The organism is Bradyrhizobium sp. SZCCHNS3052 (assembly GCF_032484495.1).
In the GTDB taxonomy this organism is placed as follows: Bacteria; Pseudomonadota; Alphaproteobacteria; order Rhizobiales; family Xanthobacteraceae; genus Bradyrhizobium.
On sequence record NZ_JAUETB010000010.1, the window covers coordinates 61,495 to 86,273 of the forward strand.

Genomic DNA, 24,779 nt, shown 5'->3' on the forward strand with positions numbered 1-24,779 from the left:
CGTCAGATCCGATCGCCGCGTGCGACGAACTGCGTCGACGCGGCGGCAGACCAGCCGGAAAGAGGCGAGCATGACCTACTACTTTGCCAAAGCGGTCAATCTATCGTTCGACGCGGCGATCGAGCGGGTGACGGCCGAGCTGAAGGCGCGCGGCTTCGGCGTTCTGACCCGCATCGATGTGCAGGCGACGCTGCGCGAGAAGATCGGCGCCGACTTTCGGCCCTACACCATTCTGGGCGCCTGCAATCCGAAGCTGGCGCATGAGGCATTGCAGGCGGAGAGCCGGATCGGCACCATGCTTCCCTGCAACGTCATCGTCCAGGAGATCGGCGGGAGGGTCGAGGTCGCCGCCGTGAATCCCGTCGCCTCGATGCAGGCCATCGAGAACGCGGCGCTCGCGACGCTCGCCACAAAGGTCTCTGACGCTTTGAAGACGGTGGTCGAGGCGGTCTAGCTCTGCCGTCCAACGGGACCACCGCTGATCGGAGGATCGCCGGCCCAGGTGCATGACGACACCAGGGATGATGGACCGCGGTGATCGCATGCTTCCGCAGCAGAGCTGCGGCAGGCATGCGATCGACCGACTTGACGCCCCACGATCTCCGCGCCACGCGCCCGATTGTCGACGCTCCGGGGGCCGCAGCGCAGCTTCCGCGCGACGTTATTGTATGTCGGACGTCATGTCACAGCGGTAGAACTACGGAAAAGCCGGAATTCTCAACGCGCTTTAACGAGAGTGGAACAAGTTGCATCAATTTTTGCGCAGACATGTCGCCGGGCGCGCGGGACGATCGTCGTCGCCGCCGACCATCTGCAAACGAACTCTTCATCTGGAGGTTACCTTGTTGTTTCGATCGAACAGCCGCTCGGACGCGGAAGCACAGCTTGCAGCAATCAGTCGCGCGATGGCCGTGATCGAATTCCAGCTCGACGGCACGATCATCACCGCGAACAAGAACTTCCTGAACGCACTCGGCTATCAGCTAGAGGAAATCCAGGGCAGGCATCACAGCATGTTCGTGGAGCCTTCCGAACGCGACGGTGCCGCCTACCGCGAGTTCTGGGCGGCGCTGAGCCGCGGCGAGCTCAAGGCCGCCGAGTTCAAGCGCATCGGCAAGGGCGGTCGCGAAATCTGGATCGAAGCGTCCTATAATCCCGTCCTCGACAGCGCCGGCAAGCCGGTGAAGGTCGTCAAGTTCGCGACCGACATCACCGAGAAGAAGCTGCGCAGCATGGCCGACGGCTCCAAGCTTGCCGCCATCGATCGCGCGCAGGCCATGATCGAATTCAAGCTCGACGGCACCATCGTCAGTGCCAACAAGAATTTCCTGGACGCGCTGGGCTATCGCCTCGACGAGATCCAGGGCAAGCATCACAGCATGTTCGTCGAACCCGCGCTGCGCGACAGCGCGGCCTACCGCGAGTTCTGGGCAGCTCTCAATCGCGGCGAATATCAGGGCGGCGAATACAAGCGCATCGGCAAGGGCGGCAAGGAAGTGTGGATCCTTGCCACCTACAATCCGGTGCTGGATGCGACGGGCAGGCCAATCGGGGTCGTCAAGTTCGCAACCGATGTCACCGCGCAGAAGCTGACGAACGCCGACCTCGCCGGCCAGATCGAGGCCATCGGCAAGTCCCAGGCCGTGATCGAGTTCAACATGGACGGTACGGTCATCACCGCGAACGACAATTTCCTGCATGCGCTCGGCTACACGCTGGCCGAGATCCGGGGCAAGCATCACAGCATGTTCGTCGAACCGTCCGAGCGGGAGAGCGCCGCCTACCGCGACTTCTGGGCCAGCCTGAACCGTGGTCAGTACCAGTCGGCCGAATACAAGCGCATCGGCAAGGGCGGCCGGGAGGTCTATATCCAGGCCTCCTACAATCCGATCCTCGACCTCAACGGCAAGCCGTTCAAGGTGGTCAAATACGCGACCGACGTCACCCGGCAGGTCTTCGTTCGCATGGGCAACGAGCGCGTGCGCGCCATGATGGAATCGGTGGCGGCGGGCGCGGAGGAGCTCAACGCGTCCGTGCGGGAGATTTCCGAAGCCATGACGAAGTCGCGCGAGACCGCCATGGGCGCGGTGGACCGTGTCACCTCAGCCGACGCGCAGGCGCAGCGGCTCTCCGATGCCGCTCAGTCGATGAGCGGCATCGTCGAGATGATCCACAACATCACCGGCCAGATCAATCTGCTGGCGCTGAATGCCACCATCGAGTCCGCCAGGGCCGGCGAAGCTGGCAGGGGCTTTGCCGTCGTTGCCTCCGAGGTCAAGAACCTTGCCACCCAGGCAAAGACCGCCACCGACAAGATCGCGACCGAGATCGACAGTCTCAACAATATTTCCGGGGGCGTCGTCACGTCTCTCGGCTCGATCAAGCAGGCGATCCAGAACGTCAGCGAGTATGTGACGTCGACGGCCGCCGCCGTCGAGGAGCAGAGCACCGTCACGAGCGAGATGTCGTCCAGCATGGCGCGCGCCGCGGCCGAGGCTCAGGCGCTGGCCGAGCGCGCCGCGGCTTGAGGTCGGATCGGAAAGCACCGATCGCGCGGCGGCCTGTCAATCCAGGCCGCCGCGTGGTTGCAGGCAATGCCGCCGCCCCGCACGTCATGCGCCTGTCGTCTTCGCCGAATTCCACCTTTCTCATCGGGGCGACCCGTGGCTGATATCCTCGCATTTCCCGCCCGGGCCTCGTTGCGTATCATCGGCGCGAAAGCAGAACGGCTGCGCGATGCGGTGGTCACCGGCGAGGTCGGACGGCTGCGGCGCGAATTGGAGGCTTGGCGAAGCGCGGTCGACAATCTGGACCGGTGCATCAGGTCGGATCCGGCCCTCGCACCGCTTGCGGCCGAGTGCGACAAGATCCGCGACCTGATCTCCGTCACCGCGGGCAAGCTTGAAACATTGCTGTAGAACCGGCCGCCCCAGGGGTCGCGAGGAGTCGTGGTCAGGCTGGGACCGGCTGCTCCGGGCAGTTCGTCAGCCGCGCCGGCGCGCCCACGGCGGTGCAGCCCGACGGCACATCGGTGGTGACGACGGCACCGGCGCCGATCTTGGCAAAATCACCGATCGCGACGTCGCCCAGCACGGTCGCGCCCGAGGCGAGCAGCACGCCGCGGCCGATCCGCGGGGCGCGGCCGGGCAGCGCGTCGTGTCGTCCGATCGTAACGTTCTGCAGAATGGTGACGTCGTGGCCGATGCTGCTGTGGGCGCCAATGACGATGCCGGTGGCATGATCGAGAAACACCGCGGTCCCGAGCCGCGCCGAGGGATGGATGCTCACCTGCAGGGATGTTGACGAGTCCGCCTGCATCAGGAGCGCCAGGTCGGACTGCCCGTTGCTCCAGAGCCAGTGCGCGACGCGATGCGCCTGCAGCGCGACGTAGCCTTTGTAGTTCAGCAGCGGCGGCAGCAGCGCCGTCGTCGCTGGATCCTGCGACGCGATCGCCCCGAGGTCGCGACCCGCCGCCTCGACGAGCTCAGGCGCGGCGGCATACGCCTCGCGCGCGACCGCGGCAAATCGGGCGCGCGCGGCATCGCCGCTGCCGAGGCGGATGCCAATCTGCTGCGCGACGGCGCTGCCGAGATCAGAATGATCGAGGATTGCAGCCGACAGGGCGCGGCTGAACACGGGATCGGCCGTGGCGATGCGCCGGGCCTCGTGCTGGATCGACGACCAGAGCTCGGGACTGGATGGGTGTGTGTCGGCCATGGCAAAGCCTGCTCGATAACAGGTGACGGCGACAATATAGCCTGACCTGCGCGTTGCAGAAACCTGGACGACGCCTCGCGGGCGTCGTCATCCGATGTGGCCGGCGACGATCCACGCCGAAGGTCGCAGCTCGTTCAGTTCTGCGCCGTCCGCGCCGCTGCGGCGGCGACGCCCGCACCGATCAGAAGGGTGCCGCCCGCCTTGTTGAAGATGCTGATCACCTTCGTGCTCCGTACGAGCGCGCGGGCGCGCGAGGCGATCAGCGCATAGCCGACGGCGTTGGCGAAGGCGAGCACGACGAAGGTCGATTCGAACACCACCATCTGCGTGAGGAAGCTGCCGTTCGGACTGAGGAACTGCGGCAGGAACGCGACGAAGAAGGTGATGCTCTTCGGGTTCAGCGCCGTGACGATCCAGGCGTGACCGAGCATCTTCAGCGCCGAGGTCCTGTCGGTCCGCGGCACGGCGTTCAGCGCGCCGCCGGCCTGCCACAGCTTGATCCCGAGCCAGACGAGATAGGCCGCGCCGATCCATTTCAGCACGGTGAACAGCAGCGCCGAGGTCGCCAGCAACGCACCGACGCCCAGCATGGACAAGGTCATGGCGGTGAAGTCGCCCAGCGCGACGCCGACGGCCGTCGGCAGCGCGGTTCGCCACCCCTGGCCCAGCGCATAGGAGACCACCAGCAGAACCGTCGGCCCCGGGATCACCAGGAGGATGACGGACGTTCCCGCAAACGCGAACAAAGTCTCGATCGTCATGCTGATCGTCTCTCGCGAGGACATATGCGACGTTGGTATATCGAGGCGGATAGGGCCGCAATGATCTTTGTTGCGAGAGCCGCTTCGCCGTTTTCCTCGACGATCACAATCCGTCTGCCAACGCAAGACGTGTCATGAACGACCTTCGATCACTGCGGCGCTCCAAAAAAAGCGCTTTCGCTTTTCCAGAAAATGTGCTCTACTGCATCCATCCTGCTTCGCCACGAGGGGCGTATCGCGATCGTCACGACACGTGAGGCGGGGAGGCGATGGCCGCTTGCCTGTCGCAGCGTGCTTGCACGCGGACGAACGGCGGGCTTGCGGACGTGAAGTCGTGTGGTCCTGGCGCCGCGACGCTGGCGCCAAGCCGTCGGGCGATGATCCCGAGGCGACGGTGGCTAAACAGCCGTACACCGGGGAGATCACGATATAAGCGTGAAGACCATCGCGCGGGGAATGCCGGGATGTCTCGGCTGAACCTGTGGTTCCTGCCGCCTGCATTTTTTTCCGCAGGCGGGCCATGGGGGCGGCCAGCTCCCGGCATTCCCCGCGCCCTCGTGTTTCGCGAGGGATCGTCGATCCCATCAGCCCGGGCGCGTTGCGTCGCGGGATCTCGCCGATGCGCGCCAGAAGGCTGAGCCGGCGCGCGCGAAACAGAACGAGCGGGAGGACGCCTCCGTGCGCCGACGAGCCACCTGCCCAGTGGCCGTTTGCCCAGCGCGCGGGTGCTCGCGCCGCAGCCGGATTTGATCTACACGGGGGCGTTTACGATGGACCATTCATGACGTCTCGCGTGCACCGGTGCGTGGGACAATCAGGAGTTGCATATGTCGCCCAGCCAAGCATCGCCCCTGACACTCGTTGTCGAAACGGCCGAGATCCTGACCTCGCTCGGCGTCGCGCCGGAGCGGCTGCGCGGTGGGACGCGCGCCGCCCGTTCGCCGGTGACCGGCGAGGTGTTGGCCCATGTGCATGACGACAGCAGAGCGGATGCGACCGCGGTGATCGCGCGCGCGCATGCCGCGTTCTTGCAGTGGCGGCTCAAGCCGGCACCGAAGCGCGGCGAACTGGTGCGGCTGTTCGGCGAGGAGCTGCGCGCCCACAAGGCCGCGCTCGGCCGCCTGGTCTCGATCGAGGCCGGCAAGATCGTCTCCGAGGGGCTCGGCGAGGTCCAGGAGATGATCGACATCTGCGACTTCGCCGTCGGCCTGTCACGCCAGCTCTATGGCCTGACCATCGCCACCGAGCGCGCCGAGCACCGGATGATGGAGACCTGGCATCCCCTGGGGGTCACCGGCGTGATCTCCGCCTTCAACTTCCCCGTGGCGGTGTGGGCCTGGAATGCAGCGCTGGCGCTGGTGTGCGGCAACAGCGTCGTCTGGAAGCCGTCGGAGAAGACGCCGCTCACCGCGCTCGCGACCGACGCGCTGCTGGCGCGCGCGCTGCAGCGTTATCGCCGCGAGGGCGGCGAGGCGCCGGAGGGGCTCGCCGGCCTGCTGCTCGGCGGCCGCGCGGTCGGCGAGATGCTGGTCGACGATGCCAGGGTGCCGCTGGTGTCGGCGACCGGATCGACCGCCATGGGGCGCGTCGTCGGCGCCTGTCTTGCCGGCCGCTTTGCCCGCGCCATCCTCGAGCTCGGCGGCAACAATGCCGCGATCGTCACGCCCACGGCCGACCTCGATCTCACCCTGCGCGCCGTGGCGTTCGCGGCGATGGGCACCGCGGGCCAGCGCTGCACCAGCCTGCGCCGCCTGTTCGTGCATGCCGACGTCTACACCCAGCTCGTGCCGCGGCTGAAGCAGGCCTACGCCTCGGTGGCGATCGGCAATCCGCTGGAGCAGGGCACCTTGATCGGCCCGCTGATCGATCGCGGCGCCTACGACGCCATGCAGGACGCGCTGAGCGCCGCGCGGGATCACGGCGGCCGCGTGTTCGGCGGCGAGCGCGTCGCGGTCGGCGGCTTTGCGGAGGCGTACTACGTGCGGCCGGCCCTGGTCGAGATCGAATCGCAATCCGGTCCGGTCGAGCGCGAGACGTTCGCGCCGATTCTCTATGTGATGCCGTATCGCGATCTCGATGCCGCGATCGAGCTGCACAATGCGGTGCCGCAGGGGCTGTCGTCGTCGATCTTCACCAATGATCTGCGCGAGGCCGAACTGTTCGTGTCGTCGCGCGGCTCCGATTGCGGCATCGCCAACGTCAATATCGGCCCCTCGGGCGCCGAGATCGGCGGCGCGTTCGGCGGCGAGAAGGAGACCGGCGGCGGCCGTGAGTCCGGCTCGGATTCATGGAAGGCCTATATGCGCCGGGCCACCAACACCGTGAACTACGGCCGCAGCCTGCCGCTGGCGCAGGGCGTCAAGTTCGACCTCGGTTGATCGATGCGATGGGGCTCCCTCATCGGCGGAACCGCTTCGCTGCGTCGTGCGTTGCGCGCTGATAAGGAGATGCACCATGGCAACGAAGAAGAAAGCCTCGACCGCAAAGTCAGCTCGCGGACGCAACCAGGATCGCGCCCGCGTCGCGGGTGGACAGGACCACGAAGTCCGCTACGAAGCCAAGAAGAGCGGCCGCTCGGCGTCCGCGGTGAAGAAGGCGGTCAAGAAGGTCGGCAACAGCCGCAAGAAAGTCGAGCGCAAGCTGACGGGTCGGTGACGTCAATGCTGCTTCGGCCGCTCCGGCGGCCGAAGCGATCCCCTCGCCCAGCGGAGCGCCTTGGGCGAGTGCAGCGGATCGGGCCCATCGCAGGTCGGACAAGCAAGCTCGCGGCGCCCGCCCTTGCCCTCGCGAACCGCGAGCGCACGGCCGCAGGTCGGGCACGGCTTGCGCAGCAGCCAGGGGACCGGATGATTCGGCATGATTGCGTCTCCCGGTGGAGGCCTCAGGCTAGGGCATCTCGGGGTAGCTACGGAATCACTTATTTGAATCACGGCGGATATTCCGGCTCTCCGTGCCGTGAACAATCAGGGCAGGTGTCGCCGGTCGCCGCCAGGACGGCCTCGATCGCCGCGAGCGCGTCCGAACTACACAAGCCGCGTGGCGGATCGTCGCGTGCGATGCGAAGCGCCCGCGCCAGCGCATGCGGGTCGCCGCGCTCGCGCATCCAGCCGTGCTGTTCGCATTCGACGATCGCGCCGGCCTCGCGCAGGGTGGCGACCGCCCAGCGCTCGAGACGCTGGCTCGCGGAATGGTGTGTGACGGCAGTCTGCATCGGCCACGCTCTCCCGCCGGGAGAATCCATGAATCGGCGGGTGTTTCCAGGCCCATCCTGCAGGGCAGGGATTCCAAAATGGAGGGGCTGGCTTGCCGCGGATTATTCGGCGGCCCGGCTTGAGATCGCCGCGGGCTGGGGCCATCCTTGATGGAGTTTGAGTGAAACGGATGCAGACCGGAATGCAGATCAGGGCCAACGAGGATTTGCTGCTCATCATCGATGTGCAGAACGATTTTTGTCCCGGCGGCGCGCTCGCCGTGGCCGACGGCGATGCCGTGGTGCCGGCGATCAACCGGCTGAGCGGGATGTTCGATCACGTCGTCCTGACCCAGGACTGGCACCCGGCGGGACACAGCTCGTTCGCCTCGAGCCACCCCGGCAAGGCGCCGTTCGAGAGCGTCACGATGCCCTACGGGCCGCAGACCTTGTGGCCGGACCACTGCATCCAGGGCACGCCGGGCGCCGCCTTCCATGCCGAGCTTGCGACCGACAAGGCGCAGCTCATCATCCGCAAGGGCTTTCGTGCCGCGATCGATTCCTACTCGGCGTTCTTCGAGAATGACAAGACCACGCCCACGGGCCTCGCCGGCTATCTGCGCGAGCGCGGCCTGAAGCGGGTTTTCCTGGTCGGTCTCGCCACCGATTTCTGCGTGCACTATTCGGCGGTCGATGCGCGGCGGCTCGGCTTCGCAGCCATCGTCATCGACAACGCCTGCCGCGGCATCGACCTCGGCGGCTCGATGGCGGCGGCCAAGGCGCAGGGCGCGGAGGCTGGGGTCGAGCGGATCGCCGAGCTGGCGTAGCGACGATGGACTACGCCGCCGCGCCGATGGTCGGCTCGGCGATGGCGCCGGCGACGCGGACGCGGACGCGCAGCGCGTTGCCGGGGAGGTAGGCGATCGGCATGTCCTCGACATCGACCGTCTTGAGCGTGTCGCGGTCGGCGCCGGCCTGCACCGCGCGCTCCTCGGCGATGGCCCGCGCCGCCGCGATGGCCTCGTCGCGGGTCAGGTCGCGGAAGACCTGGTCGGCCTCGCCGGAGACCTGGGCGATGGCGGCGCCGACCGCGTTGGCGCAGTCGCCATGGTCGACGCGCACGATGGTGGAGATGCCGGCAAGGCGCTCCGGCACCAGGAAGGCGCCGCCGCCGACCGCGAGCAGCGGCACGTCGCCGGCCTCGGTCTTCATGCGGTCGATGTCGCCCTCGAGCTTGCGGTGGGCGTCGGCGAGCGCGGCGTCGATCAGGCTTTTCGGCAGATGCGCGACGCGCGATCTGTCGCCGATGTCGATCAGCCCCGCCGCGACCGCGATGTCGGTCGCGGTCAGGCGGTCGCCGCCAAACACCAGCGCGTCGGATGTCAGCCGGTATCCGACGCTGAGCGGGCCGACGCGGACCGGATCCTGCTCGACATGGCTGCCGCCGCCGAGCCCGATCGAGAGCAAATCGGGCATGCGGAACAGGGTGCGGACGCCGCCGACCTCGACGACGGTGTTGGCCTCGCGCGGAAAGCCGTGGCGCAACTGGCCGATGTCGCTGGTGGTGCCGCCGACGTCGACGACCATGGCGTCGTCGAGGCCGGAGAGATACGCGGCGCCGCGCATCGAGTTGGTGGCGCCGGAGGCGAAGCTCATGACCGGGAAGGCGGTCGCGATCTCCGCCTGCATCACGGTGCCGTCGTTCTGCGTCAGGAACAGCGGCGCATCGATGCCGGACTCCGCGATCGCCTTGCGGAAGGCGGCGACCGTCGTGACCGCGAGGTCGTGGAGCGCGGCATTGAGCAGGGCGGCGTTCTCGCGCTCCAGCAGTCCGATGCGGCCGAGGTCGTGCGAGAGCGTGACGGCCACATCAGGGCAGATCTCGGCGAGGATTTCCCGCGCCGCGATCTCACAGCTCGGGTCGAGCGGCGAGAACGACGAGGCGACCGCGACCGCGCGCAGGCCCTTGGCCTTGATCGCGCGCGCGGCGGCTGTCAGGCCGCCGATGTCGAGCGGCATGAATGGGCGGCCATCATAATCGTGGCCGCCTTCGAGCATGAAGGTCTCGCCGCTGACCAGCGCGGCGAGATCGCCCGGCCAGTCGCAGAACGGCGGCAGCGAGGCGGAGGCGGGCATGCCGATGCGGATGGCGCCGATCTTCTGCAGGTGCCGCCGCTGCACCACCGCATTGATGAAATGCGTGGTGCCGATCACGACCGCGTCGACCGGCACGGCCGCCGCGGGATTTTCTCGCAGCGCCTTCAGCGCCGCGAGGATGCCGGAGGTGACGTCGGCGGTGGTCGCAGCCTTGACGGAGTGGACGACATGGTCGTCGGCAATCAGGACGGCGTCGGTGTTGGTGCCACCGACGTCAATGCCAATCCGCTTCATTCTCAGGGAGCTCCAGGGGTCGCAAACAGCGACCGGAAATCGAGGTCGTAACCGAAGGCGCGGGGGCCGACGAATTCGAGCCCGCGCGGGCTGGTCAATACGGCGGGCGCGGGCAGCGCGATCACGGTGACGCGCTGGCCGTAGCGCGCCGTCTCGGTGCCGATGCCGTGGCCGTTGACGCTGTCGAGCACGCAGATCAGGTCTGGCGACATCGCGATCGCTTCGCCATCGCGCCAAGCCACGATCCATTCGTTCTGGAACGACAGCTTGAGCCGGGTGCCGCGATCGTCGTCGCTGCCCTCCACGACGGCGCTGCCGCGCAGAAAGCCCTCGGTGGTGCGGCGCTCGACGTCGACGATCTTGCCGCTGAACAGCCGCTGGCCGCCCTCGCAATCGAGGATCGCCGCGATCGGATCCTGGTGGCTCCGGTTCGCTGCCTCGACCGCGCGGCCGATGGCGATGGCCTTGGTGGTGGTGAAATGGATGCCCCAGTCCTTGACCTCGCGGCCCGTGCGCGGCGCCTTGCTGGTCGAGGCGATCGAGCCCATCTCGACGCAGATCTTGCGGCTGGCGCGCTCCATCCACTTCCAGCTCGGCACCTTGGTCACGACGGCCTCGATGCCGCGGGGATCGTAGAGCGTGCAGGGATAGGGCTTGAGGTCGCCGATCGCGACCGATGTCATCTGCGCCTCGGGAAAGGCGCGGCCCATGCAGTCGGCGTCGACCACGGGGATGTTCAGATGCGCCGCCGCCATCAGCGCCTGCATGCCGTTGCCGCCGCCGATCTCGACCGACATCACGGCGCGAAATGTGATGCCGTTGATCTCCTCCTGCATGCGCACCGCACGCGCGATGCTGCGGCTGTCGGCCAGCCGTTCCTGCCCGACCAAGGGGGCGCCCATGTTGGAGACCACCGCGACCCAGTCGTCGTCGGCGAGGTCGAGCGGCGATATCATCTGCACGCGACGCCCCTCCGCATAGAGCCGGCGCAGGTTGAGCAGGCCGAGATAGGGACTGCCGCCGCCGCCGGTGCCGAGGATCCAGGCGCCGACCGCGAGCGCCTCGATGTCGTCGAGGCTGATCGTCTTCATGCCGGCTGCGCTCACGGCACAAGCTCTTCGACGTCGCTCTGTGACTGCGGCGCACGGTACTGCTGCGGGAATAGGAATATAACGCTCACAATATCAATCCTCGAGAATGACGAGATCGGCCGGACGCCAGTCGAGCGTGACCGTTTGACCCGGCGCGTGGAGAGGACCAGCTCCGGAATTCGGCTGTTGCGCCAGCACGTGCTGTCCGCACTCCAGGGCGATGCGGTACAGCACCGCGCCGCCGAGGAAATTGGTGCTCTCGACTGTGCCGCGCGCGGACATGCCTGTCCGCTTGGCATCGGCCACCTCGGCTGGCGATACCGATATCTTCTCCGGCCGCAGCGCGACCGACAGAACCTCGGCCTCGGCTGCTGCAACTGTGTCCGCCAGGGCCAGCACCAGACCGTTGCCGACGGCTATCCCGACGCCATTGTCCAAGGTCACGCGCTGACCACGAAAAATGTTGGTGTCGCCGATGAAATCGGCAACGAAACGCGTCCGCGGCTGATCGTAGATCTCGAGCGGGGTGCCGATCTGCTCGACGCGGCCGGCGTTCATGACCGCGATGCGGTCCGACATGGCCAGCGCCTCCTCCTGGTCGTGGGTGACGAACACGAGGGTGAGGCCAAGCGTCTTCTGCAGCCGCTTGAGTTCGAACTGCATCTGCTGGCGCAATTTCTTGTCGAGCGCGCCGAGCGGCTCGTCGCAGAGCAGCACGCGCGGCGAGATGACGATGGCGCGGGCGAGCGCGACGCGCTGCTGCTGGCCGCCGGACAGTTGCGCCGGCCTGCGGTTCTCCAGGCCTCCGAGTTCAACCATCGCCAGCGCTGCCTTCACCTTCGCGGCAATCGTCGCCTTGTCGATCTTGCGCATGCGCAGGCCGAAGGCGACGTTCTCGGCCACGGTCCGGTGCGGGAACAGGGCGTAGTTCTGGAACACCATCGCCATGTCGCGCTTGTGCGCCGGCACGTGGGTGATGTCGGCGCCGTCGAGGCGGATCTCGCCGGCGCTTGGGCTGTCGAAGCCGGCGATCATGCGCAGGGTGGTGGTCTTGCCGCAGCCGGACGGGCCGAGCAGCGAAAAGAACTCGCCAGGCCTGATGTTCACGGCAACCGCGTCGACTGCGCGTACGCCGCCGTCGTAGATCTTGCTGACCGCGGCGATCTCGATGGCAGCGCTCATGCGCGGAAGATCCGGTTGACCCGGCCGTCGATCTCGTCCTTCCGTGCGTTGTACCACTTCCAGTCGACCTGGATCAGCTTGCCGACCTTCTCCGGCGTCGTCAGCAGCTTGGCGTCATACTTGGAGTCGAGCTTGACCTTCTTGTTGGCCGGCGAATACCAGACGGTCTCGGCGAGGCGCTTTTGAACCTCGGGGCGCAGCATGTAGTTGATATAGGCGTTGGCGAGCTCCTTCACCTTGCTGCCGGGCGTGATGCTCAGCACTTGCTCGAGCGACAGCACGCCCTCGTTCGGCGTGACGAAGTCGACCGGCTGGTTCTGACCGTCGTAACGATAGATGCCGGAATCATGCAGGATGCCGAGGCCGACCTCACCGGACAGGATCAGCTTCTCCATCGCGCCGGTGAAGTCGACCAGCTTGATCGGCTTCAGCTTCTCCAGCGCTGCATAGGCGGCGTCGAGGTCGGTCTGGCCCTTGCCATACAGGGCGCCGCACATCATCACGAACGCCTGTCCAAGGCTGTTGGCAGGGATCACATAGCCGCCGCGCGCGCCGTTGAATTTCGCATCCCAGTAGTCTTTCCACGACGTGACGCTCCCATAGCCCTTGTCGGTGCGCATGCCGAGCCCGATGGCGCTGGTGAAGATGCAGACGCCGACGATCTTGTCGCTGACGGCGTAAGGGTAGACGTCGGCAATGTTCGGAACCAGCTTGGGGTCGACCTTGGGCTCGACGAGACCCATCTCCACGGCCGCCCACTGCTCGTTGGAGTTGGTGTGCAGCACGTCGTAGATGGGAGCCGAGCGCGAACTCGCCTGCAGCTTCGGCAGGAATGGCAGCGCGGTGTCGGTCTTGAGCTTGCACTTGAACTCGCTTTCGAAGGCCGGGCCGATCTCGGCCTTCATCACGTCACCCCATTTGCCGCCCCAGCCGGTGACGTTGAGAACGGGCTCGTCCGCACGCGCGACAAAGGGAGCAGCGACAACGCCGGCGCCGAGCGACGCAGCCGCGGTCAGCAGGCGGCGGCGGCTCAGGGGAAAACGACGCGATGAGGCGGTCATGTCCGGGATCTCCCTTAGAGTTTGACGTAGGAGCGAAGACCTACGGTGCGGTCGAGCGCGATGACGACGATGAAGGCGAGCAGGATCGAGACCACCGAGGCCGCGCCGATGGTGCCGTCGAGATCGAACTTCAGATAGTTGAACAGCGTGATCGGCAAGGTCTCGCTGCCCGGCGCGACCAGGAACAGCGACACCGGAAACTGGTCGAACGAGACGATGAAAGCAAAGATCGCGCCTGCCAGAACGCCGGGCTTCACCAGCGGCAGCGTGATCTCGAAGAAGGTCCGGGTGGGGCTGGCGCCGAGATTCTGCGCGGCTTCCTCCAACCTGACATCGAAATTGTGCAGCACGGCGAGCGTGGTCCGCACCACGTAGGGAATCGTCACCAGCGTGTGACCAGCCACCAGCCCCCACACCGGGCGTCCGACGTCGAGCAGTACGTAGGACTGGAACAGCGCAAGACCGGTCAGGATCGCCGGCAGCATGAGCGGCGACAGCATGGTCGCCACGATCAGCCGGGAGCCTGGCAGGTTGCCGCGGGCGATCGCCAGCGCGGCCGAGGCGCCCAGCACGGTCGCCGCGACCGTGGTCATGGCCGCGACTTCGATGCTGAACAGCAGCGCGTGCATGAAGTCGCCCGAGGCGAAGAATTTCTCGAACCAGCGAAAGGAGATGCCGACTGGTGGAAACTGGATGAAAGGCGTCGGGTTGAGCGCGAACACGATCACGATCGCAATCGGCGCCAGCAGGAAGACGAGGATGGCGGTGTTGGCGGCGAGATAGAGCCTGCGGCCCCACCGGAGCGGCCGCGCCTTGCTGCGAAGGGCAGGTGTGGCTACCGGACCGATTGGCGCAGCGAGCGGCGGCCGCGATCCCGGAGCAAGGCTCGTCATCTGCGCCCTCATTGCAGCTCGCGCTGGCCCGAAACGAGGCCGAGCACGTGATTATACGCGATGACGAGCGAGAGCGAAATGATGAGCAGCACCATGCCGAGCGCAGCCGCGAAGCCGACGTTGAAGTTGGCGGAGATCTGCTGGTAGATCAGGATCGGCAAGGTCATGACCTGGAAGCCGCCGAGCAGGATCGGGGTGACATAGGCGCTGATCGCGAGCGCGAAGACGAGCAGCGAGCCGGCGAGGATGCCGGGCAGGCTGAGCGGCAGGGTGACCTCGAGAAATGCGCGCCATGGGCTGGCGCCGAGATTCTCCGCCGCCTGCTCCAGCCGCTCGTCGATGCGGCCGATCACGCCGGTGAGCGTCAGCACCATGAAAGGCACATAGATGTGGACCAGGCCGATGATGATGCCGGTCTCATTGTACATCAGCTGCAACGGCCTTGTGACCAGCCCGAGCGAGGCCAGGATCTGGTTGATGACACCCTTGTCGGACAGCAGCGTCATCCAGGCGAAGGTACGCACCACGATGCCGGTCAGCATCGGCGCCAGCACGGCCATCAGCAGCAGCGCATGGCCGGTGCGGCTCTTGATACGCGCCATCCAATGCGCGAGCGGGTAGCCGATCACGAGCGCGGCGAGCGTCGTCCAGAGGCCGATCCGGATCGTGGTCCAGATCACCTCGAGATAGTAGCCGTCATCGCCCATGCGGGCATAGTGCCTGGCTGTGAGGGCGACGTTCGGCATGACCACGGGGTTGCCGGTCAGGACGCTCATCACCGCCATCAATCCGATCGGCAGAAAGAAGAACAACGCAAACAGCAGCGCGCTCGGCAGGATCAACAGCGCCAGGCTGTTGACGCGCGGCGCGCTGCTGCTCGTCATCAGGAGGCCAGTCCGGCCAATTGCTCGATGGTCTGGCCGAGCGGATCGCCGGTCATGCGCCGCAGCTTTGCGGCCATGCTGCCGAGCTCGCGGCGGACATTGGCACGCTCGATCTCGGTGGTGGCCTGGACCGAGTAGGAGACGGCGATGCCGATCAGCTCACCGCTCTCGCCGCCCGTCAGCGCAAAGCCCTGCGAGCCGACGCCCTCGATGGCCTCGTCGGCGGCGTCCGAGATGCCGGTCCGGCGGATCTCGTTCAGCCGCGCCATCAGCTCGGTGAAGTTCTGCGGCGAGTTGGCCGGGACCTTCGGGTAGTCGAGCGGCACGCGCGTCCGGATCTCCTGGTCTGTCAGACGCGCCAGCATGGCGCGGCCGTTCGAGGTGATGATGGCCGGCGTGCGCTGGCCCGGCGGGTTGACGACGCGCAGCGGGTTGGAGCCGGGCACGATGCGCAGCACCACCTGCTGATAGCCGTCGAGCACGGCGATGTAGCCGGTGTGGCCGGTGCGCGCGCAGACATCGCGCAGCTCGCGCTCGGCGGTGGCGATCAGGTCGTCATGGGCCCGGTGCAGCCGCCCGAGCTCGAAGGTGAGCAGGCCCGGCCGGTAGCGGCGGCTGTGCGGATCCTGCTCGAGCAGGCCGCAATCGCGCAGCGAGCGGAGCAGGCGGGAGGTCGAGCTTTTCGGTTTGCCGGTCAGGACCTGGACGTCGGCAAAGGAGAGGTCGGGCCGCGCGGTCGAGAAGCAGCGCAGGATGTCGATGGCGTTGGTCAGGGCGCTCATGATGATACCGTTTGTTCCATTTTTTGGAACGTAGTCCCAAATTCTAGAAGCGGCAGACCGTCTGCCGCAAGGCGAAATTACTGGCAACGAGGTGCCCGAATGCGCGTCAGGGTGGTGGTCGGGGCGCCGGGCGCAGACGGAGCATGCTCAGCCTCACCGCGCCACGGTGGACCTGATGCGACCGACGGCGGCGTCGACGCCCGTCCAGGCCGGCTTGTCCGGAGCAAATTGCTGACGGAGATAGGCGACGAGTTCGGCGAGCTGGCCGTCGCTGAGATGGTCCTTGAACGCCGGCATGTAGCCGAGATCGGACGAGACCGGCTTCATGATCCCGTGCAGGATCACCTGGATCAGATTGTCGGGTGTGGCGCTGTGCAGGTTGCTGTTCAGCGCCAGCGAGGGCCGACTGCCGAACAACGGCAGGCCGCCGACCTCGTGGCAGACCGCGCAGGCGCCGAGATAGAGCCGTGCCGCCGGAGACGCCGTCGAGGTCGTCTTGGTGCGCGCTTCCAACTCCGCGGCCATCGCCTCCAGCTTCGCTGCCTCGGACGAGGGCGTCTGGAACGAGGCGAGATAGATCGCCATGGCCCGAACGTCCGCGTCGGGCAGCGTCGCGAGATCCTTCACGATCGGCGCCATCGGACCGGCGGCCACGCCATGGAAGCGCGACTGACCGGAGCGGAGATAGGTGTAGAATTCGTCCTCGGTCCACGGGATCGGGGCAGTCGAGAGCGCGGTCAGCGCAGGGGCTTCCCAGCCATCGGCGAAGCCGCCAGCCAGATGTGCGTTGCGTTGCTCGGCGCCAAGCGCATTGCGCGGCGAATGACAGGCGCTGCAATGGCCGAGGCTTTCGACGAGATAGAAGCCGCGATTCCACTGCTCCGATTGTGTCGGATCGGGCCGGAACGGCTGCGTGTCGTGAAACAGAGCGTTCCATCCGGCGACCAGCGGCCGCAGGTTGAATGGGAAGCGCAGCGCGTTGTCAGGCGCCTGCTGTCTCACTGGCGCCTGTGCCATCAGGTAGGCGTAGAGCGCCTGCAGGTCGGCATCATCGGTTCGCGCGAAATGCGTGTAGGGAAACGCCGGATAGAGCTGCCGGCCGTCGCGATGCACGCCCTCGCGCATCGCGCGCTCGAAGGCGGGATAGGACCAGGCGCCGATGCCAGTCTCGACGTCGGGCGTGATGTTGGTGCTGAACAGCGTGCCGAACGGCGTCTCCAGTGCGCGGCCGCCGGCATTGATCAGGCCGCCATCCGCGGTATGGCAGACAGCGCAATTGCCGAGCGCCGCGAGCGCCTCGCCTCGCGCGATCGTCGCTGCGGAATAGACCGAGGGATCGGGGCGCGTGATCGGCGCGATGGCGCGCCAGGGCAACACGGCGGTGGCGACGCCGATCGCCGCGGCGCAGGCCGCGACGGCGGTGGCGATCACGCCGCCCCGCTTGGCAAAGGGCTTGGGCCACGTGGTCGCCGGTCTTTCGGGGGCGGGCAGCGACTGCGGCGCCGGCGTCTCCGCCCGTTCGCCGCGCAGGCCTTTCAGGATGCGCTCCGGCGTGAATGGCGGCTCGCGGAAGCGGACGCCGGTGGCGTCGTAGATCGCATTGGCGATCGCGGCGGCGCTGGGCACGGACGCGGACTCGCCGACGCCGAGCGGCGGCTGATCCGGCCGCGGCAGCATCAGCACGTCGATCTCAGGCACGTCGGGGAAGGTGATGATCGGATAGGCGCCCCATTCCCGTGCCGCGACCTTGCCGCGCGTGAAGGGAATCTCCTCCATCAGCGCACGGCTGGTGGATTGGATGACGTTGCCTTCGATCTGGTGGCGTACCCCGTCGGGATTGATCATCAGGCCGGAGTCCTGGCCTGCAATGACCCGCGTGACGCTGACATCGCCGGTGGTCGTATTCACGGCGACATCGGCGATCCACGCCGACCATGCCGCGCCGTAGCCGGGAAACTTGCTGTGGACGTAGAGCGCGTAGGCGAAGCCGCGGCCATGGACGACGCCGTTCTCGGGCGTCTTCTCCTCCCGCACGGGGCGCGGCGTCCAGCCGGCGCGCTCGGCCACGGCGTTCACGAGATCACGTGCGCGCTCGTCCTTCAGATAGCGCAGCCGGTATTCGATCGGGTCGACGCCGGCCTCGGCGGCGAGCTCGTCGATGTAGGACTCGTGCGCGAAGGTGTTGGGCAGCGCCGAGACACCGCGGATCCAGGACGCACGCACGATCGGCGGCATGTCATGCGCCGTGACGCGCATGTGCTCATAGTCGTAAGGCGGGATCGCGGTGCGGTCGCCCATCTCGAACACCGCAGGCTCCGGTCCGATGCGCCCGGTCAGCAGCAGCGCCAGCGTCGGCGCGCCGTTCGAGGGATAGCGCGTGGCGAACTCATAGGCCGCGACCGAGCCGTCGGCATTGAGGCCGCCATTGACGTCCATCAGCTGCGCGGTGCCCTTGGGCTCCCACAGATGCTCCTGCTCGCGCGACAATTGCACCCGCACCGGGCGGCCGACCGCACGCGACAGCAGCAGCGCATCGGCCGTGACGTCGTCAGCGCAGTTGCGGCCGTAGCAGCCGGCGGCCTCGAGGCGGATCAGCTCGATCTGGTGTTCGGGGCAGTCGATCAGCTTGGCGAGATCGCCGCGCAGGATGTGCGGATTCTGCGTGCCGGAATAAATGCGGATCTGCCCGTCGCGATAGTCGGCGACAGCGCAGGACGGTCCGATCGAGCCGTGCATCTGGTAGGGCCAGAGATAGGCCCTCCGCATCGGCTTGGCGGCGCCGGCGATGGCGTCATCGACATCGCCCTTGTCGAGCAGCCGTCGCGGAGCGGACGGATTGGCCCGCAGCGCGTTCTCGACATCATCGAGGTCGCGCAGGGTCGGCACCGGCTTCCATTTCACCTCGAGGCGCTCGGCGGCACGGATCGCATTCTCCTCGCGCTCGGCGACGACGCCGATGAAGTCGCCGATGACGACGACGTCGACCAGGCCAGGGACATCGCGCACTGACTCCCTATCGACGCCAAGAAGGCTGGTCCCGATGAAGGGGCCGGCATCGACGCCGGCATAGGGCGGACGCACGACGCGGCCGTGCAGCATGCCGGGGACGCGAACGTCATGCACGTAAGTGAGCTCACCGGTCGCCTTCGCCGGCAGGTCGACGCGCGGCACCGAGCGGCCGACGACCTGATAGTCGTTCACCGACTTGACGAGGATATCGTCGGCGAGCTCGAGGCGGATCGTCTCATCGCCGATCAGCTCGCCATAGCTGAGGACGCGGTTGTTGGGCCCGCGGACCAGTCCGTCCTCGACCGTCAAGTCCTGAACGTCGAGGTCGAGCTGCGTCGCCGCCCGCGCCAAGAGGAAGGCGCGCGCCTGCGCCGCCGCCTTGCGCAGGGGCACGGCGGTGATCTGGATTGTCTCGCTGGCGATGGTCGCGCCCTGGTTCGGCACGACCGCGGTGTCCCCGAGCACGACCACGACCCGAGCGAAGGAGACGTCGAGCTCTTCTGCGACGATCTGTCCCAGCGCGGTGCGGATGCCGGTGCCGAGATCGACATGGCCGTTGAAGGCGGAGACCTCGCCTGCCGCCGTGATCCGGATGAAGGTTTCGAACTGGCCATCTTTGCCGGCTATGGGACGTTCGACAACCAGCCGGCCGCGAGGCATGTCGGCGTCCTTGGTGAGGCGATCGTTCATCAGTCCAGCGCCTCGAGCGTGTGGCGGGCCGCGCGCATCGCCGCGCGGAGGATTTCGACATGCGCGCCGCAGCGGCAGAGATTGTAGCGCAGCGCTTGCTTGATCTCGTCGGGTGACGGATCGGGCTTGATCGCCAGCAGCGCCTTGGTCGTCATGATCATGCCGTTGAGGCAGTAGCCGCATTGCGCGGCCTGCTCGGCGATGAAGGCCTGCTGCACCGGATCGGGCGCCTCGCGCGAGCCCAGTCCTTCCAGCGTGGTGACGTCGCGGCCGATGCAGCCTTCCACCGGAATGATGCAGGAACGGGCGGCGCGGCCATCGATCAGCACGGTGCAGGCGCCGCATTCCCCCAGGCCGCAGCCGTATTTCGGACCGTTCAGAGCGAGGTCGTTGCGCAGCACATGGAGCAGGGGCGTGTCCGGCGCGGCCGCGACGTCATGCGTCCGTCCGTTCACGGTCAGCCGAATCGTTGCTGGCGTCATGCCCTTCTGTCGTCCGCTATGCTATCGTTAACGAGGATGCGATGGTGATCGCTCCGAGCGTATCGTTTGTGTACTAACATGCAAGTGGCACGTATTGCGCTGCAGCGTATGCACGATTTGTCGTCATTGTGCAGGGCAAACTGATCGTTTATCCGGCAATCGTGTTTTTCGTTCGCGGTGGCGCTTGACAGTCGGCGGAGGGGCGCGACATCATTCGTATACGAACGAATTGCCGCGGCGCGTGGATGGCTGCCGCCAACTCCGCTTCAAGATGGGCTTCTCTGCATGGTGACTGAGACGGCGAGCGACGGTGCAGGGGACAAGATCCGCTGCGATGCCTGCCCGGTGATGTGCTACATCAAGCCGGGCGCGGCAGGCGCCTGCGACCGCTATGCCAATCAGGACGGTGTGCTGGTGCGCGTCGATCCGCATATCCTGCTGGAGCGCACGGTGTCGCATGGCGGCAAGCTGGTGCCGTTCCAGGCGAGCGGCGACTGGGACGGCAAGATCGTGCATCAGCCGGAGCTGTTCGTCACCGCGATCGGCGCCGGCACCACTTATCCCGACTACAAGCCGGCGCCGTTCATCGTGTCATCGGTCGTCGATGGCGTCGACATGGTCACGGTCGTGACCGAGGGCATCTTCAGCTATTGCGGCGTCAAGGTGAAGATCGACACCGACCGCTATCTCGGCCCGGAAGCGGCGACGGTGCGCGTCGACGGCGAAGCGGTCGGTCACGTCACGACCAGCGAATACGGCTCGCAGATGTTGTCGCTCGGCGGCGTGCATCATCTCACGGGCGGCTCCAAGAAGGAGGGGCGTGTCACCTGTGACGCGCTGATGGACCTCAGCAACCGCAAGGCCGTGGAACTCGTGGTTGACGGCGGCTCCAGCGTGATCGTGCAGGCGGGGCAGCCCCCGATCGTCAACGGCGTCAAGGAAGAGCGCATGCGCGTCGGCTGCGGCTCGGCCACGATCGGCATGTTCGCCAAGCAATGGCAGGGCAAGGTCGACGAGGTCGTCGTGGTCGATGATCACATCACCGGCGTGCTGTCAGAGCACCAGGCCGGCAAGCTGCTCGACATTCCCGCGACAGGCATCAAGATGAAGGGGCGACGCTCGACGCCGGGCCGCTACTTCCAGGTGGCGCAGCCCGGAACCGGCTGGGGCGGCACCGACATCTCCGATCCGCTGTCGATCCTCGGGCCATTCGATCCCAAGACGGCGAAGCCGGGAACGACGCTGCTGATGGTGTCCACGACGGGCGAGCATGCCGGATACTACGTGCTCGACGAGACGCTCAGGCCGGTGCCGCGCGAGATGCCGCCGGAGCTGCAGTTCTCGGTCGAGCGCATCCAGGAGAACTGCGAGCCGGCGCTGTGCACCGTGCTGTTCATGGCCGGTGCCGGCGGCTCGCTGCGCGCCGGCGTCACCGACAATCCGGTGCGGCTGACGCGGTCGGTCAAGGATACGCTGACGCGGGTGACGAGCGGCGGTGCGCCGGTCTATGTCTGGCCGGGCGGCGGCATCACCTATATGGTCGACGTGACCCAGATGCCGGCCGGCGCCTTCGGCTATGTGCCGACGCCGGCGATCGTCGCGCCGATCGAGTTCACGCTGAGGCTATCGGATTATGCGGCGCTCGGCGGGCACATGGATTACGTCCAGCCGCTCGCTTCGCTCAAGGATGTCAGCAAGGACATTCGCCAACTGCCGTGGCCGAGGCCGGGTGCATGACCCGGCAGCCACAGATCGCCTTGTTGCCCGACCGGCGGCTGCATCTGCAGGACGGCCCGATCGATCTGATCATCGGCGCCGACGCAGTCGATGGTGATATCCGCGCGGCCTATCGTGCGGCGGCAGAGCGTTTCACGGGTCTATTGGACGAGCTGTGTGTGGAACTGTCCGATCTGCGCAGGGGCGCCGATCACGATCGATGCCCATTGAAAGGTGTCGTCGCGCGGCGGATGCATGCGGCCGTGTCGCCGTTCGCGCGCGAAATGTTCATCACGCCGATGGCCGCGGTTGCCGGGAGCGTGGCCGAGGAGATCCTCGGCGCCATGCGCGGCGCGGCGAATCTGACGCGCGCTTATGTCAACAATGGCGGTGACATCGCACTCCATCTGCGGGATGCCGCCACCTTCAGCGTGGGGCTGATGGACCGTCCCGACGGCGCAGGTGTGATGCGCAGGATGACGCTTCGTGCTGCCGATGCGATTGGCGGCGTCGCCACATCGGGCCGCCACGGCCGCAGTTTCTCGCTGGGCATTGCTGACGCGGTGACGGTGCTCGCGCGCAGCGCGGCGCAGGCGGATGCGGCGGCGACGGTGATCGGCAACGCGGTCGATCTTCCGGGTCATCCGGCCGTGCTTCGCCGACCCGCCTGCGAGTTGCAACCGGAGACCGATCTCGGTGATCGCCTCGTCACATGCGAGGTCGGAGAGCTCCGTGATGTCGAGGTTGCCGAAGCGCTGGCCGCGGGCGAGCATCGTGGGCAGTCGCTGCTGTCGGCCGGTCTGATCGAAGGCGCCGTTCTGCAGCTCCGCGGCAACATTCGCGTTGTCGGTCCGCGCGCGATCGAGATCGATCGTCGGCCGCAGTTGCGAGCGGCGGCGGCGTGAGGTTTGATGCATGATGTGCAGGAACACGAAGGATCATCGATGAGCGCCGTCATCAGAAAGATCGTGACCGTGGTCGAGGAAGTCCATCAGGAGATGGGCCGGTCCGTCTCGCCGCCGACGCGGCGGGCTGCGGCAGTGGCGGTGATCGAGAATCCGTTTGCCGGCCGCTATGTCGAGGACCTGTCGCCTCTGATTGCGATCGGCGAGGAGCTGGGCGAGATGCTGGCCAAGCGCGCCGTGGCCGCGCTCGGCATCGAAGGGCCGGCCGCGCACAGCTACGGCAAGGCGGCCGCCGTCGGCAGCGACGGCGAGCTGGAGCATGCGGCCGCGATCCTGCATCCGAAAATGGGCGCGCCGGTGCGCAAGGTACTCGGCAAGGGCGCGGCGCTGATCCCGTCGTCGAAGAAGCGCGGCGGCGTCGGCTGCACGCTCGACATTCCGCTCGGCCATAAAGATGCGGCCTTCGTGCGCAGTCATTTCGACGGCATGGAGGTGCAGATCAACGACGCGCCACGCGCCAATGAGATCATGGTCGCGCTCGCGGTCACCGACAGCGGCCGTCCGCTGCCGCGCGTCGGCGGGCTCACGGTCGCCGAGATCAAGGGCGAGGACGGTCTACGGTAATTCGACACAACATGGAGGCTGAAGGGATGCGACGGAGAACGATGCTTGCGGCAGGCCTGGGCCTTGCCGTCGCGGGACTGACGGGCGCGGCGCGCGCCGAGGACGTCATCAAGATCGGCGAGATCAACAGCTATTCGCTGCTGCCGGCCTTCACCGAGCCCTATCGCAAGGGCTGGCAGCTCGCGGTCGAGGAGATCAACGCGGCCGGCGGCATCAACGGCAAGAAGCTCGTCGTCGTCTCCAAGGACGACAGCGGCAAGCCGGCCGACGCGCAGACCGCGGCCAACGAGCTGGTGTCGAGCGAGAACGTCGCGATGCTCGCCGGTACGTTCCTGTCGAACATCGGCCTCGCCGTCAGCGACTTCGCCAACCAGAAGAAGGTGTTCTTCCTGGCGGCCGAGCCGCTGACCGACGCCATCACCTGGGCGAAGGGCAACAAATACACCTTCCGCCTGCGTCCGTCGAACTACATGCAGGCGGCGATGCTGGTCGAGGAGGCCGCCAAGCTTCCCGCCAAGCGCTGGGCCACCATTGCGCCGAACTATGAGTATGGCCAGTCGGCCGTCGCGGTGTTCAAGAAGCTCTTGTCGGAGAAACGGCCCGACATCCAGTGGGTGGACGAGCAGTGGCCGCCGCAGGGCAAGATCGACGCCGGTCCGGTGGTGCAGGCCGTCGCCGCCGCCAATCCGGAGGCGATCCTCAACGTCACCTTCGGCGCCGATCTCGTGAAGCTGGTCCGCGAAGGCAACACCCGCGGCCTGTTCAAGGACCGCAAGGTCGTCAGCTTCCTGACCGGCGAGCCGGAATATCTCGATCCGCTCAAGGAGGAGACGCCCGAGGGCTGGATCGTCACCGGCTATCCCTGGTATTCGATCAAGACGCCCGAGCACGACGCGTTCCTGAAGGCGTATCAGGCCAAATATAACGACTATCCGCGGCTTGGTTCGATCGTCGGCTACCAGACCATCAAGTCGGCAGCCGCCATCCTCGCCAAGGCCGGCTCGACCGATACCGACAAGCTGATCGCCGCGGCCGAGGGACTGTCGGTGCCGTCGCCCTTCGGTGAAATCACGTTCCGCAAGATCGATCACCAGTCGACGCTCGGCGCTTACGTCGGCAAGACTGCGCTGAAGGACGGCAAGGGCATCATGGTCGACGCCGTCTATCGCAAGGGCTCGGACTACCTGCCTGGTGACGCGGAGGTCGGCAAGCTCCGGCCGAAGGACTGATCCACACGATCCTGCTTCTCCCTCTCCCGCAGGGGGAGAGCGGGCGGGGTGAGGGAATACGACGCCTGATCTGCAGGTTCGGGCCGAGATCCCTCACCCCACGCTTGCTCGCCAGCTCTCTGAGGGAGCGCCGAGCGCAAACGCGGCTCATCGATTCGACGATCTCCTCACG

Annotated in this window: 23 protein-coding genes; 10 read left to right on the forward strand and 13 right to left on the reverse strand. The window is 66.8% G+C overall.

All coding sequences use genetic code 11. The features are described 5' to 3' along the window. Positions 1-70 precede the first annotated feature (70 nt). The 3 genes from QX073_RS25665 to QX073_RS25675 all read left to right on the forward strand — a co-directional run bounded on the left by QX073_RS25665 (position 71) and on the right by QX073_RS25675 (position 2,918). On the forward strand, positions 71-454 hold the full coding sequence (locus tag QX073_RS25665) for a DUF302 domain-containing protein (RefSeq protein ID WP_316226589.1): 384 nt from the start codon (positions 71-73) through the stop codon (positions 452-454). Between the two features lie 451 nt (positions 455-905). Next, entirely contained in the window at positions 906-2,528 is a 1,623-nt protein-coding gene (locus QX073_RS25670) for a PAS domain-containing methyl-accepting chemotaxis protein (RefSeq protein WP_315715483.1), read from the forward strand. 135 nt (positions 2,529-2,663) lie between these two features. Then, a complete protein-coding gene (locus QX073_RS25675; protein ID WP_316202486.1) occupies positions 2,664-2,918 on the forward strand; it encodes a hypothetical protein in 255 nt (84 codons plus the stop codon). Positions 2,919-2,952: 34 nt separating this feature from the next. Here QX073_RS25675 and QX073_RS25680 read toward each other — a convergent pair whose 3' ends face one another. Both QX073_RS25680 and QX073_RS25685 read right to left on the reverse strand, forming a co-directional pair. Next, positions 2,953-3,717 (reverse strand): serine O-acetyltransferase, encoded by a 765-nt coding sequence (locus tag QX073_RS25680; RefSeq protein ID WP_316226590.1) that lies wholly within the window; start codon positions 3,715-3,717, stop codon positions 2,953-2,955. Between the two features lie 134 nt (positions 3,718-3,851). Then, on the reverse strand, positions 3,852-4,478 hold the full coding sequence (locus QX073_RS25685) for a LysE family translocator (protein WP_316226591.1): 627 nt from the start codon (positions 4,476-4,478) through the stop codon (positions 3,852-3,854). Positions 4,479-5,305: 827 nt separating this feature from the next. On the opposite strand from QX073_RS25685, the gene QX073_RS25690 reads away from it, so the two are divergent. Next, positions 5,306-6,856 carry an aldehyde dehydrogenase family protein gene (locus QX073_RS25690; RefSeq protein ID WP_315752091.1) on the forward strand — a complete coding sequence of 517 codons (1,551 nt, stop codon included), beginning with the start codon at positions 5,306-5,308 and terminating at the stop codon, positions 6,854-6,856. 76 nt (positions 6,857-6,932) lie between these two features. Further along, positions 6,933-7,133 (forward strand): DUF3606 domain-containing protein, encoded by a 201-nt coding sequence (locus tag QX073_RS25695; RefSeq protein WP_316226592.1) that lies wholly within the window; start codon positions 6,933-6,935, stop codon positions 7,131-7,133. A gap of 2 nt (positions 7,134-7,135) precedes the next feature. Here the strand turns inward: QX073_RS25695 and QX073_RS25700 are convergent, their stop codons facing one another. Both QX073_RS25700 and QX073_RS25705 read right to left on the reverse strand, forming a co-directional pair. After that, entirely contained in the window at positions 7,136-7,336 is a 201-nt protein-coding gene (locus QX073_RS25700; protein ID WP_315715489.1) for a hypothetical protein, read from the reverse strand. Positions 7,337-7,404: 68 nt separating this feature from the next. Next, complete coding sequence (locus QX073_RS25705) at positions 7,405-7,689, reverse strand: hypothetical protein (RefSeq protein ID WP_315715490.1); 285 nt, start codon at positions 7,687-7,689, stop codon at positions 7,405-7,407. A gap of 170 nt (positions 7,690-7,859) precedes the next feature. Here QX073_RS25705 and pncA point away from each other — a divergent pair, with 170 nt between their 5' ends. Further along, entirely contained in the window at positions 7,860-8,495 is a 636-nt protein-coding gene (gene pncA, locus QX073_RS25710; protein WP_315752148.1) for a bifunctional nicotinamidase/pyrazinamidase, read from the forward strand. A 10-nt stretch (positions 8,496-8,505) separates the two neighbouring features. Here pncA and QX073_RS25715 read toward each other — a convergent pair whose 3' ends face one another. The 9 genes from QX073_RS25715 to QX073_RS25755 form a co-directional block, all read right to left on the reverse strand. Continuing rightward, a complete protein-coding gene (locus QX073_RS25715; protein WP_316226593.1) occupies positions 8,506-10,059 on the reverse strand; it encodes a hydantoinase/oxoprolinase family protein in 1,554 nt (517 codons plus the stop codon). Positions 10,060-10,061: 2 nt separating this feature from the next. Further along, positions 10,062-11,165 carry a DUF917 domain-containing protein gene (locus QX073_RS25720; RefSeq protein WP_315828060.1) on the reverse strand — a complete coding sequence of 368 codons (1,104 nt, stop codon included), beginning with the start codon at positions 11,163-11,165 and terminating at the stop codon, positions 10,062-10,064. A gap of 78 nt (positions 11,166-11,243) precedes the next feature. Beyond that, complete coding sequence (locus tag QX073_RS25725) at positions 11,244-12,332, reverse strand: ABC transporter ATP-binding protein (protein WP_316193387.1); 1,089 nt, start codon at positions 12,330-12,332, stop codon at positions 11,244-11,246. Next, entirely contained in the window at positions 12,329-13,393 is a 1,065-nt protein-coding gene (locus QX073_RS25730; protein WP_316226594.1) for an extracellular solute-binding protein, read from the reverse strand. The genes QX073_RS25725 and QX073_RS25730 overlap by 4 nt, the downstream gene beginning before the upstream one ends. Positions 13,394-13,407: 14 nt before the next feature. Further along, a complete protein-coding gene (locus QX073_RS25735; RefSeq protein WP_316226595.1) occupies positions 13,408-14,286 on the reverse strand; it encodes an ABC transporter permease in 879 nt (292 codons plus the stop codon). 8 nt (positions 14,287-14,294) lie between these two features. Further along, on the reverse strand, positions 14,295-15,170 hold the full coding sequence (locus QX073_RS25740) for an ABC transporter permease (protein ID WP_315715497.1): 876 nt from the start codon (positions 15,168-15,170) through the stop codon (positions 14,295-14,297). Continuing rightward, a complete protein-coding gene (locus QX073_RS25745) occupies positions 15,170-15,952 on the reverse strand; it encodes an IclR family transcriptional regulator (RefSeq protein WP_316164235.1) in 783 nt (260 codons plus the stop codon). The genes QX073_RS25740 and QX073_RS25745 overlap by 1 nt, the downstream gene beginning before the upstream one ends. Positions 15,953-16,105: 153 nt before the next feature. Further along, positions 16,106-19,651 (reverse strand): molybdopterin cofactor-binding domain-containing protein, encoded by a 3,546-nt coding sequence (locus QX073_RS25750; RefSeq protein WP_316226596.1) that lies wholly within the window; start codon positions 19,649-19,651, stop codon positions 16,106-16,108. Further along, complete coding sequence (locus QX073_RS25755) at positions 19,651-20,133, reverse strand: (2Fe-2S)-binding protein (RefSeq protein ID WP_316226597.1); 483 nt, start codon at positions 20,131-20,133, stop codon at positions 19,651-19,653. The genes QX073_RS25750 and QX073_RS25755 overlap by 1 nt, the downstream gene beginning before the upstream one ends. 285 nt (positions 20,134-20,418) lie before the next feature. Between QX073_RS25755 and QX073_RS25760 the strand changes: the two genes are divergently transcribed. The 4 genes from QX073_RS25760 to QX073_RS25775 are packed head-to-tail and all read left to right on the forward strand — an operon-like array spanning position 20,419 to position 24,607. Further along, positions 20,419-21,870, forward strand: coding sequence for a 6-hydroxynicotinate reductase (locus QX073_RS25760; RefSeq protein ID WP_316164238.1), 1,452 nt, complete (start codon positions 20,419-20,421; stop codon positions 21,868-21,870). After that, positions 21,867-22,754: a UPF0280 family protein gene (locus QX073_RS25765; protein ID WP_316226598.1), complete on the forward strand. Its 888-nt coding sequence runs from the start codon at positions 21,867-21,869 to the stop codon at positions 22,752-22,754. The genes QX073_RS25760 and QX073_RS25765 overlap by 4 nt, the downstream gene beginning before the upstream one ends. A 39-nt stretch (positions 22,755-22,793) precedes the next feature. Further along, positions 22,794-23,378, forward strand: a complete 585-nt coding sequence (locus QX073_RS25770; RefSeq protein WP_315715503.1) for an amino acid synthesis family protein — start codon at positions 22,794-22,796, stop codon at positions 23,376-23,378. 26 nt (positions 23,379-23,404) lie between these two features. Then, positions 23,405-24,607 carry an ABC transporter substrate-binding protein gene (locus QX073_RS25775; protein ID WP_315752083.1) on the forward strand — a complete coding sequence of 401 codons (1,203 nt, stop codon included), beginning with the start codon at positions 23,405-23,407 and terminating at the stop codon, positions 24,605-24,607. Positions 24,608-24,779: the final 172 nt, after the last annotated feature.

Coding starts and splice junctions, on each gene's coding strand:
- QX073_RS25770 (WP_315715503.1), top strand. CDS start 22,794: ATGAGCGCCGTCATCAGAAAGATCGTGACCGTGGTCGAGGAAGTCCAT.
- QX073_RS25735 (WP_316226595.1), bottom strand. CDS start 14,286: ATGACGAGCCTTGCTCCGGGATCGCGGCCGCCGCTCGCTGCGCCAATC.
- QX073_RS25700 (WP_315715489.1), bottom strand. CDS start 7,336: ATGCCGAATCATCCGGTCCCCTGGCTGCTGCGCAAGCCGTGCCCGACC.
- QX073_RS25775 (WP_315752083.1), top strand. CDS start 23,405: ATGCGACGGAGAACGATGCTTGCGGCAGGCCTGGGCCTTGCCGTCGCG.
- QX073_RS25745 (WP_316164235.1), bottom strand. CDS start 15,952: ATGAGCGCCCTGACCAACGCCATCGACATCCTGCGCTGCTTCTCGACC.
- QX073_RS25730 (WP_316226594.1), bottom strand. CDS start 13,393: ATGACCGCCTCATCGCGTCGTTTTCCCCTGAGCCGCCGCCGCCTGCTG.
- QX073_RS25670 (WP_315715483.1), top strand. CDS start 906: ATGGCCGTGATCGAATTCCAGCTCGACGGCACGATCATCACCGCGAAC.
- QX073_RS25715 (WP_316226593.1), bottom strand. CDS start 10,059: ATGAAGCGGATTGGCATTGACGTCGGTGGCACCAACACCGACGCCGTC.
- pncA (WP_315752148.1), top strand. CDS start 7,860: ATGCAGACCGGAATGCAGATCAGGGCCAACGAGGATTTGCTGCTCATC.
- QX073_RS25765 (WP_316226598.1), top strand. CDS start 21,867: ATGACCCGGCAGCCACAGATCGCCTTGTTGCCCGACCGGCGGCTGCAT.
- QX073_RS25690 (WP_315752091.1), top strand. CDS start 5,306: ATGTCGCCCAGCCAAGCATCGCCCCTGACACTCGTTGTCGAAACGGCC.
- QX073_RS25685 (WP_316226591.1), bottom strand. CDS start 4,478: ATGACGATCGAGACTTTGTTCGCGTTTGCGGGAACGTCCGTCATCCTC.
- QX073_RS25760 (WP_316164238.1), top strand. CDS start 20,419: ATGGTGACTGAGACGGCGAGCGACGGTGCAGGGGACAAGATCCGCTGC.
- QX073_RS25755 (WP_316226597.1), bottom strand. CDS start 20,133: ATGACGCCAGCAACGATTCGGCTGACCGTGAACGGACGGACGCATGAC.
- QX073_RS25725 (WP_316193387.1), bottom strand. CDS start 12,332: ATGAGCGCTGCCATCGAGATCGCCGCGGTCAGCAAGATCTACGACGGC.
- QX073_RS25680 (WP_316226590.1), bottom strand. CDS start 3,717: ATGGCCGACACACACCCATCCAGTCCCGAGCTCTGGTCGTCGATCCAG.
- QX073_RS25695 (WP_316226592.1), top strand. CDS start 6,933: ATGGCAACGAAGAAGAAAGCCTCGACCGCAAAGTCAGCTCGCGGACGC.
- QX073_RS25750 (WP_316226596.1), bottom strand. CDS start 19,651: ATGAACGATCGCCTCACCAAGGACGCCGACATGCCTCGCGGCCGGCTG.
- QX073_RS25665 (WP_316226589.1), top strand. CDS start 71: ATGACCTACTACTTTGCCAAAGCGGTCAATCTATCGTTCGACGCGGCG.
- QX073_RS25705 (WP_315715490.1), bottom strand. CDS start 7,689: ATGCAGACTGCCGTCACACACCATTCCGCGAGCCAGCGTCTCGAGCGC.
- QX073_RS25740 (WP_315715497.1), bottom strand. CDS start 15,170: ATGACGAGCAGCAGCGCGCCGCGCGTCAACAGCCTGGCGCTGTTGATC.